Origin of the sequence: Gelidibacter sp. (genome assembly GCF_039916245.1) — a bacterium.
In the GTDB taxonomy this organism is placed as follows: domain Bacteria; phylum Bacteroidota; class Bacteroidia; order Flavobacteriales; family Flavobacteriaceae; genus Gelidibacter.
The window spans coordinates 1-9,520 of the sequence record NZ_JBDSLS010000180.1 but is presented as its reverse complement, the minus strand read 5'-3'; the positions used below and the strand labels follow the sequence as shown (position 1 = coordinate 9,520).

Here is a 9,520-nt window from a genome sequence, read left to right as displayed (position 1 = left end):
TTACCGCTCTCAAAATACAGGTAACAATTATAAGTGGAACGGGCTTGACGATAACGGCTTGCCACAGGGTCCGTCGGTTCTCCTGGACAATGAATGTCATTGAAGCCATTTTTAAAGGCAGTAAAGGCCAAGGTTTTATCCCGAGTGACACCAATAATATAGGGCAACCCAAAAGCTTGCAACCATAGTGGTCCAAGAAACTGAAGATCCAGTTCAGGACTATCTAAGTCAACTATAGCGCAAGGCGTTTGGAAGGCCCGCGCCTGTCCTGCCAAAAATGCCCAACTCTCAATATGCGGCATAAAAAGTGGCGGCTGTGAAGGCGCAAAAGCATCAATCAGACGATTTAAAATGGGCGTAGGTGTTCCGATAATAATCATCATCTTTTTTGTAACATATTAAAAATTTTAAAATAAGAGTCATGAGGGGAATAGCATCAATTTAAGAGGCGTTTACTCTTAAGGGTGAAAAGCATAAATGACTATTTTTCCTATTACCCTTAACTTAAGATAGTTAGTAACAAATTTTAAAACCTACTTATTATGAACGTATTTAAAACAGAAGTGGAGGCTCTCGAATATGTATTGCAAAGTCTCGAGAACGAACAGGATAACATATTTGAACGGGCCGAACTGGCTATCCATCATTGTACAAAAACATTGGAAATTGTACGTCAACGCGTATCAAAACTGGGGTTTAAAACCCTTCAGGAAGAAGCCGTCTTTTTTAAAGAGATTAAATCTACTATTGTAGGATATTTGTTCTACTATATCAGTCTTGTGCAGGTAGAGCGTTCCCGCCCTTATGGTTGCCCCAAAAAAGAACGAAAATTCTTAATTGCGCAGATAAAAGCGATGCAAGCTTATTTAATGAAACATCAAGAACTTTATGAATATTTTTTGCGGAGCCACGATTATAGAGACCAGGATTATTTTATCCGAAAGAATGCACCATATCAACTCTCAGACGAGGCTATAGCGTCTATGGTAGATTTTCAGTTTGCAACACCTCATGACATGATTTTTTCCAAAATAAAAGGCTATGTCTTGAGCATTAATTACCTCGAAAACAGATTGGCAATCCCGCTAACATCCATAGCCAATAAATCTAATGCCAACCTCCAATGGACAGGCTCAAAGGTCGATCTCGTCGAGCTTGCTTATGCACTTCACGCTTCAGGCCTGGTCAACAACGGAAATGCAGCCATAAAGGATTTAGCAAAAGCTATGGAGCAACTATTTACAATCAAATTGGGAGATTATTACCGCATTTTTTTGGAAATCAGGGCGCGTAAAAATAATCAGGCCAAGCTGCTGGAAATGCTCCGCACCAGCTTGATCTCAAAAATTGAAAACCTTGATGGTTGAAAGCCTCGCACTCGTAGATGTAGCTGTTGAAAATTGTGTCTTGGCATAGTAGCAGGATAAAGGCAGGATGAAGGCAGGATAAAGGCACGTTAATGCCATAGCTTCCCCTAATTTTACCAAATGAAAGCCAAGGTAATTTTAAGTCTTCAGAAAAAAACCAAGCCGCTCCGACCGCCCCGAAATTACCGTACCTATTACCTGTGCTGAAACGGCTCGATCCGTCACGTCTTGCGGTCACATTTAAAAACAACTTCTTTTTAAAGGCATAATTAATCCTCCCAAACAGGGATTGGTATTTATATTCCAGCTGATTTTCATTTAGAATGCGCAGGTTGTTTGCCGCACTTAAAGTTCCTAAAAAGCTGTTATCTGAAAAACCCACCCCCAATAAGGTTAGCCTTTCTTCTTTACGGTTTTGGAAGGTTGTCCCCAAGAGCAGTTGCCATGAGTGTTGCGCATTGGAAAATGACCAAGATAATTGGGGCTCTGCAATAAAGGTGTTGCGTTGCGCCTGATGGGAGTAAGATTGGGAAATTCTGCTTTGCAGACCAAAAGCAGGGTTATAGATGGTATGGGGAATATGTCTCTGGTCTTCCAAGACCGTGTTGGAATAGCCCGTATTCAATTTAAGCGTTAAATTATCGAGAACATGATAGTTTAGCACAGCGTTTGCAATTAGGGTATTGGCAGAACTAGTATATGTTCCTTCCAGTTGTGCCAACGGATTCGTCCATGTATTGTTTGCCCAATTAAGGCTGCCCGCATCATCATACAATTGGGGTGCGTTTGGAGCAAGCCAAAGGGCATTGGAAGTGAGGTCTGAACTAGGCAAATGGTTATCTTCAATGGTATATGCACTATTGAATACCATTTCAAATCTTTTATTTATGCTATGATGATTTAGGTTAGAGTTTATGCTAATACGGTCATAATTGAAATCTCCCGGAAAGACGGTGGTTTCATTTTGATGCATGCCACTTAGTAAAACCTGTGTGCGCTCACTGCCCCCACTTACTGAAGCTTCCAGTTTACGGGTAATTGCCGTCCCGCCAATAAGTATTTCCTGCCAATCCGTATCACGGGTTTGGTCCCAAGTGCCATTGACGTCGTAGGCATCATAAGGATAGGTGGCAATACCGTCATTGGCAAAGGCCTCACGACGCATTTCAATATATTGCGCCGTGTTTAAGAGGTCACTTTTAAGAGTGATATTGGCAATGCCCGCGCTACTATTTATTGTAAATTTGGTATCTCCTTGTTTTCCTTTTTTTGTGGTGATAAGTACCACCCCGTTGGCACCCCTAGAACCATAAATAGCTGTAGCATCCGCATCCTTGAGTACTTCTATCGACTCTATTGTAGCGGGATTTATGGCATTTAAAGGACTTATATTACCTGAGGGAATTATGGTAAGTGATGAATTTGAGGCTCCTAATGATTGTGAATCAAAAGGTACCCCGTCAATTATGTACAGGGGTGCATTACCACCCATAATACTGTTTTGACCCCTAATTTTTACCTCAAACCCACTTCCCGGAACCCCTGAGGTTGGTACCACATCAACACCGGTAAGTCTACCTATCAAGGCTTCCAACGGGTTATTGACTGGTTGCCCTTGAATGTCCTTAGCCGTAATGCGCGCAATACTCCCCGTTTTCTCACGGTCTGTAGTAGTATAATAACCCGCATTAATCTGTACCTCTCCTAAAGTGGTCGCATCTTCTTGTAGTGTAACATTTATCATACTGCGGTTTAGAATAGGGATTGTAAGTGTGGTATATCCCAAATAAGAGATCTGAAGCGTGTCGGTTGGTTTGGCGGTAATACGGTATCGTCCGTCAAAGTCTGTTACCACACCGTTTGTAGTATTTATAATAAGAACATTGGCGCCAGAGATGGGCAAGTGGGCATCGATAACCTTGCCAGTGACCAGTATATCTTGGGCCGTGAGTGGCAGGGTTAAAATTATGAAAAGAAGATTACAGCTAAATATACGCCGCCACCTTACTGATTTATGATTATTTATCATAGTTTTGTGTTGGTTAAAGTGATACAATTATTTTAACTTTTGGCCTGCTCCGATGTCGTGGTAAACTGGGAGCGGGCTTTTTTTATGCCGATTTATGGTTTACGGCGGTGTCATTTTACGTTATGTTCATCTCATAGGCATTTTTTTTTAGGGAAGTTGGGCCACTGCTTAGAAACCAAATCTAACAGATGCAGCAGCCCTTTCCCAAAGACTAATTCTAACATTTCGCTATGTGGCACTGTCTTTTGGTAGTGCTGCCATTTTCTTAGGGATTAAGAGTTTGCAATTGGCTATAGCGAGATTTTTATTGCAAACTCCATTTGTAGCGAATCTCAATGATGAGGTTTAAGTTTGGTCACAATTTGTTAGACATGAATGTTTCTGTTTTAAATTGTTAGTATTATTTTTTAAATGCCTTTCTGTCCTATATTTTAGGTAAAACCTCAAAACATTTGGAAAACGTTAAGATTGATGCTACTTTTAAACTGTCGATTTTTTAAATAAGCACCAACCAGGGTTTCTTCCAACATATTGGGAACCTAGGGCGGTTTTGGATTTTGTAATATTTGGGCTTAACACAACCTAATATTACAGTACCTGTTGTAAGTATGATTTTTTGAAGCCATTTTCTTTTCAGAATGTAGTTGGGAGCTACTGACTAGAAACAAAAAATCGTTCTCACAATTAAATTATGGAACGATGTTTCTCTTAGGGAAATATTATGAAGTGTTTAAAATAACCAACGAGTGGTCTAGCTCCTTCGATAATGTGTGGAAATCCGGTCGAAAACCTTAGAGATAAATCTCTTACCCATCGAAGTACAAACGCATAGACCGCCCATTGGAAGTTTCAAATATATGAAAAATCCAAATAAGGCGACCTTATGGTTGACTCTCTAGGGTGACAATTTACCGGATTATTCCCATATAGAGAGACATCATGAGTTAAAACGCTAAGCGCCTAACTATTAGTGTCGCATTAATTATAAAACAAACATAACGAAAGTTTGAGTAATACCCAAACTTTTATGAGAAAATAATACATTATTTTAAAATGGATAAGAATAAAATCAGAAATAGAATAAAAGAAGTGGCTAAGCTTAAAGGGGTTAGTAATAAATTAATTGCTGTTTTGCTTAATGTGCACCATACTACTGTTAGTCAATGGATGAATAATGTATATCAGCCTAATAACGTACACACGAATAAACTTGTTGAATTATTGGAAGTGGGATATCATGATTTGATTATAAATGAAGACTCACCTTTAGATACAGGACTTGGAAAGGTTTTGCAAACAGAGTTTAATAGTCTTATGAAGGCTAAGAATCTCCCGCTTAAAGTTACAATTATCAATAAAGAAACTGGTAAAGAAGAAAATGTTTATAATCCAGAGATTGTAAAAGTTCTTGAAGGTTTAAGAAAGGAACATAAAAAAAGTAATGGTGAGGGAAATGGAGGCTAAACATAAAAGATAAAAGATGGAAATTCAATTTACAATACCTGATAAGTACGAAAACAAAAAAGCGCTTCTTAATCGTATGATTAATAAGTATAGAGGAGATTATAATATTAGTGAAACAAAAGATGGTAGTATTTATATGCTTGAATTTGAAAATGTAAATTTAGGGAAGGAGTTTCAAAGAGAATTAGATATTTTAATTCCTGATTTGTATAAGTATTAAAAAAACTTACTAATCTTATAAAAGAAATTATCGATCAATGCGAGGACTTCCTCGAATTGATAACGTTTTGAAAAGTTTAATCATAAACAATAACCAATGGCAAAGAATGCAGCAACCGAAACAGTATTTGAGCAATCAAAGAGAATAGATAACCTGCGTAATGAATATTGGAGCGCAAGAGATTTAGCAAAAATACTAGAGTATTCAGAATACCGACATTTTTTACCAGTAATTGAAAGAGCTAAAGAAGCTTGTGTAAATAGTGGGTATGAAGTTTCAGACCATTTCGAGGATGTCCTCGAAATGGTATCTATAGGTAAAACAGCTCAACGAGAGGTTAATAGTGTGAAGCTGTCTAGGTATGCATCTTATTTAATAGTTCAGAACGCTGATCCATCTAAGGAAATTGTAGCTCAAGGACAGACTTATTTTGCCGTACAGACACGTATTCAAGAAATCAGTCAGATGGATGAATATACCAATCTGTCAACGGAAGATGAGCGCAGACTGTTTTTGAGAAATGAATTAGCGAAGCACAACACTCAATTGGCTGCAGCAGCCAAGGAATCAGGTGTGGTCAAACCAATAGATTATGCTGTTTTCCAGAATCACGGATATAAAGGACTTTATGGAGGTTTAGATGCAAAAGGAATTCATCATAAAAAAGGCTTGAGAAAAAGTCAGCAGATTTTAGATCATATGGGCAGTACCGAGTTGGCAGCCAATTTATTCCGGGCAACTCAAGCGGAAGAAAAATTGCGCAGAGAAAATATTCAAGGAAAACAAAATGCAAATAAAGCCCATTTTGAAGTCGGTAAGAAAGTGCGCAAAACAATAGAAGAACTGGGAGGTACAATGCCTGAAGACTTACCAACTGTTGAAAGCGTTAAAATAATTGAAAAACAACAAAACAAAAGGTTAGATGCTTCGAAGAGAAAGGATTAATTTAATTCTCTAAAAAAACGTCGCTTTCTGGTGTGTTTTTATATTTTCAATCATATTTAGTTTTATGTTTTTTTGATAAAAAGCTATGTGTGCGGTTTCTCGCATCAATACGGCTTTAACTTAAATTATATTTGGTTTTAAAAAGTATGTTTGATAAGAATATATGACTAATAATAGGTGCGACTGGTGGGGTCTATACATGTGTTAGCAGTCAGGCTAAAAACAACATAAATGACAATGAAACAAAAAATTGCTTGTATAGGATGGGGGTCTTTGATATGGAGACCAGAAAGACTTAAAATCCAAAACTATTGGTTTGAAGATGGACCTATTTTACCAATTGAATTTACAAGAATATCCAGTGACAATAGAGTAACACTTATCATAGACGAAGAAGCAAAACCTATCCGAACTTTATGGACTCTGATGACTTGTGACGACCTTACCGAAGCAAAAGAATCTCTCATTAAGAGGGAAGGCGTTAAAAAGGATTCTCTTATACATAGTCTGACCCAAAATGACAATGTAACTGACGAAATTCAAGAAGATATTCAAAATTGGTTAAAAGAAAAAAAAATTGACTGTGCTATTTGGACAGGCTTATCATATTCTGACAAGACTAATAAAGAAAGACCATCAATTGAAAAGATCATTTCTCATTTGAATGAAATTGAACACAATGAAAGGAAATTAGCTAAAGAATTTATTCGAAAAGCACCAAGACAAATTGACACGGAATATAGAAGACAAATAGAGAAAGAATTTGGATGGAATCCATTAAATTCATCAAACGAGTGAAAAAGAAGCTCGAACCGCTAACAAGCGTTTGGCAAAAAGCGAGTTCAGTGCTTAAATTAAGCTTTGTGCTTCTTATGGTGTTCAGTGCTGGTAGAAAGTTTAATGCTTCGAAATCCGCTTCTTCGCCAAGCGCCAAAACGTTGCCATACATTAAAAAAAACCAAATGATACACCTGATAGTTGGAAATACCGGTTCTGGAAAAACAACATACTCAAATGAACTAAAAAGAAAAACCAACGGAATTATATTTTCAATAGACAAGTGGAATAAAACATTATTTCTTGCCGACAAAAAACCGAATGACGGATTGGAATGGTTTTTAGAAAGAATTGACAGAGCAGAAAAAATGATTATGGAACTAGTCCAACAGTTAGAAAACTCCAAAACAGATTCAATTCTTGACTTGGGATTATCAAAATTTGAGCATAGAGAAAAACTTAGAAAATTCGCCGAATCGAATAGGTTCGAACTAAAAACTCATTTTTTGGATATTTCTAAAGAAACTCGACTGAAAAGAATAATGAAACGGAATGCCGAAAAAGGAGCTACTTTCGAATTTGAAGTAACTAAGGAAAATTTCGATTTTATGGAAAGTTGGTTTTAAAAACCCAGCAAAAAAGAGATTGATGGAGGAGTAATAATTATGGAATAAAAACGGTGGCAACACCTGTAGCCGTTGCACAACCCCATAATAGTTCTGATATCCTAACAAAATTAAAGCCTCGTTTTCTTTAAAGTTAATCAGAAGCTAAAAAAATGTTTGCTAATTTTTTTTTATATTTAGTAACTAAAGACTAAAAAAAATGAAAAGTAAAATAACTAAATTGTGGATAGTGATGATTTTGACTTCAATCACTTTTAATGTGAACGCACAGAACAGAAAAATTCCTAAAGAACAAATTCCGGAAAAAATCAACACTTATATTGCGACCTATTTCCCAAAGAATACCGTGCTAAAGGCATCATTCGATGACCACCCAGTTTATAAAAAATATGAGATATCTTTATCAGATAAAGTTTCTTTAGAGTTCAGGCCAGATTACAAAATAAAGGAAATTAAGTCAAAATCTAAACTTCCCGATGAGGTAATCCCAGTTAAAATTCTCGAATATGTAAAATCAAATTACCCAAACAATGTAATTACGGATTGGGAATTAGATGACGGCAACCAAAAAATAGAACTTGATAATGGCTTAGATATAGAATTCACTCTAAAAGGACAATTTATCAGGGTTGAAAATTGAAAAACATAAATGACGTCAGCTTTTTATTAAATTCAATAGTAAAAGTAACATCAGAAAGTAATGCCAGCTGCCAATAATTAAGAACAGCTCGCTGCCCTTGTCCCGTCTAGGCGGCATAGGCCAGAGCTAAATCATATGTTGAAGCATCTGTTTGATATACAGTTTATAAAGAGCAACGTGTGAGTTAAAAGCAAGAAAACTAATTGTAAAATGTTTTAAATTATATAGCATATATCCAACCCAAGCTAAAGTTTTAAAATAAAAACTATTGCTACTCTATTTCTTATCCATCGGTTTCTTTGGAGGTGAAATTCTGGTTTCTGATTTAGCGCCTTTGTTATTTAGCCTAGTAGGATCTATTTTAATTCCTTTTGGTCTTTTAGCGTTCATAAGGTTTTGGTTTATAGGGAGGTATAAACATAGTGTTTTAGTTTGGAAATTGCAACCATAAGCTGGACATGTCCGTCCTCACTGAACATCATAGAAATTGGATGATGAAATCACTTGTCTTTCAACTAACCTAATCCTATAGATAAAGAATGGACAGTGTACGGATAAAGTATGGATACTGTATGCAATAAATTAAATTATGTAAGTCAGAATTCTGACTCGTCCAGAATAATTACATTTTTTAATTTATCTAATTTTATCCTCGTTTATCTTTTGTAAGTCTTTCATCAATAGGTAAATCAATAAACTCAATAACTTCTACTTTCCCAAATTCTTTATATAAGGGATTTAAGATAATATTCGATTCTAATCCGACAATAGTGGATGGTACTCGTAATGCAAAAATATTTCTGTCTTTTGCTAAATCTGTAAATATTTCTGTTGTTTTGGAAGAATATGGGTATTGGTTCCATCTTTCCGGCATCTCTTTTAATTCTTCTATAGCAAAATCATCTGGAAATTGAATTTTCGCAATTAATATTTTCTTTGGCAAATACGCAATATTTTCAGAGTGAACATAATACTCTAGCAGCGCTAATGAAATATTTTCTGAACAATAAACCGCTCGTGTTCCAACTTTGTTCCATCTGCCACCAACCTTTTCAGCTCCTATTCCAGAAAGTGTTAAATCTTTATATTTCACATTTGCAACTCGATATACAATCATTAGCTATAAACATTGTATTGAATTCTAATAATTTCATTTTCAACCATTTCAAAGCCAAAACTACTGTCAAGCAGTTCAAATGGGATTTTACCCCCAAGGGTCCTGGCGGGAGTCATTAACCATTTCTTAAAGTCTTCTTTAGAATCAAAAACCTCATAACCAATTCCGAATAATCTCGCCAGTTCGTATATTCGCTCTGACGTTTCTTTTCCATAAACAGCTTTCTTTTGCATGCTACTAATGGATGCTGGAAGTATATGCTCAAACTCTTTTTCAGTAGAACCCGTATAATGTATTAATTGCTTCCAGTCTGTTTTCTTCACGCCTTCTCTGAT

11 protein-coding genes are annotated in these 9,520 nt (G+C 36.3%); 7 read left to right on the top strand and 4 right to left on the bottom strand.

Annotated elements, in window-relative coordinates:
* Window positions 1–383, bottom strand: a 383-nt coding sequence (locus tag ABIQ28_RS09780) for a hypothetical protein (RefSeq protein ID WP_348036748.1), incomplete at its 3' end; no start/stop codon positions are given.
* 159 nt (window positions 384–542) lie between these two features.
* Here ABIQ28_RS09780 and ABIQ28_RS09775 point away from each other — a divergent pair.
* On the top strand, window positions 543–1,367 hold the full coding sequence (locus ABIQ28_RS09775; RefSeq protein ID WP_348036746.1) for an RteC domain-containing protein: 825 nt from the start codon (window positions 543–545) through the stop codon (window positions 1,365–1,367).
* Here the strand turns inward: ABIQ28_RS09775 and ABIQ28_RS09770 are convergent.
* Window positions 1,282–3,396, bottom strand: coding sequence for a SusC/RagA family TonB-linked outer membrane protein (locus ABIQ28_RS09770; protein ID WP_348036744.1), 2,115 nt, complete (start codon window positions 3,394–3,396; stop codon window positions 1,282–1,284). The genes ABIQ28_RS09775 and ABIQ28_RS09770 overlap by 86 nt on opposite strands.
* Before the next feature lie 1,053 nt (window positions 3,397–4,449).
* Between ABIQ28_RS09770 and ABIQ28_RS09765 the strand changes: the two genes are divergently transcribed.
* From ABIQ28_RS09765 to ABIQ28_RS09740, 6 genes are all read left to right on the top strand, one after another.
* Complete coding sequence (locus tag ABIQ28_RS09765) at window positions 4,450–4,860, top strand: hypothetical protein (protein ID WP_348036742.1); 411 nt, start codon at window positions 4,450–4,452, stop codon at window positions 4,858–4,860.
* Between the two features lie 16 nt (window positions 4,861–4,876).
* On the top strand, window positions 4,877–5,080 hold the full coding sequence (locus ABIQ28_RS09760; RefSeq protein ID WP_348036740.1) for a hypothetical protein: 204 nt from the start codon (window positions 4,877–4,879) through the stop codon (window positions 5,078–5,080).
* Between the two features lie 96 nt (window positions 5,081–5,176).
* Window positions 5,177–6,025, top strand: coding sequence for a DNA damage-inducible protein D (dinD, locus tag ABIQ28_RS09755; protein WP_348036738.1), 849 nt, complete (start codon window positions 5,177–5,179; stop codon window positions 6,023–6,025).
* A gap of 237 nt (window positions 6,026–6,262) precedes the next feature.
* Window positions 6,263–6,823 (top strand): hypothetical protein, encoded by a 561-nt coding sequence (locus ABIQ28_RS09750; RefSeq protein WP_348036736.1) that lies wholly within the window; start codon window positions 6,263–6,265, stop codon window positions 6,821–6,823.
* 164 nt (window positions 6,824–6,987) lie between these two features.
* Entirely contained in the window at window positions 6,988–7,428 is a 441-nt protein-coding gene (locus ABIQ28_RS09745) for an ATP-binding protein (RefSeq protein ID WP_348036734.1), read from the top strand.
* 199 nt (window positions 7,429–7,627) lie between these two features.
* Window positions 7,628–8,068, top strand: coding sequence for a PepSY-like domain-containing protein (locus ABIQ28_RS09740; RefSeq protein WP_348036732.1), 441 nt, complete (start codon window positions 7,628–7,630; stop codon window positions 8,066–8,068).
* A gap of 646 nt (window positions 8,069–8,714) precedes the next feature.
* Here the strand turns inward: ABIQ28_RS09740 and ABIQ28_RS09735 are convergent.
* Together ABIQ28_RS09735 and ABIQ28_RS09730 are read right to left on the bottom strand one after the other, a co-directional pair.
* Window positions 8,715–9,185 (bottom strand): RES family NAD+ phosphorylase, encoded by a 471-nt coding sequence (locus ABIQ28_RS09735; RefSeq protein WP_348036730.1) that lies wholly within the window; start codon window positions 9,183–9,185, stop codon window positions 8,715–8,717.
* Window positions 9,185–9,520, bottom strand: a 336-nt coding sequence (locus ABIQ28_RS09730; RefSeq protein ID WP_348036728.1) for an antitoxin Xre/MbcA/ParS toxin-binding domain-containing protein, incomplete at its 5' end; no start/stop codon positions are given. The genes ABIQ28_RS09735 and ABIQ28_RS09730, both read right to left, overlap by 1 nt.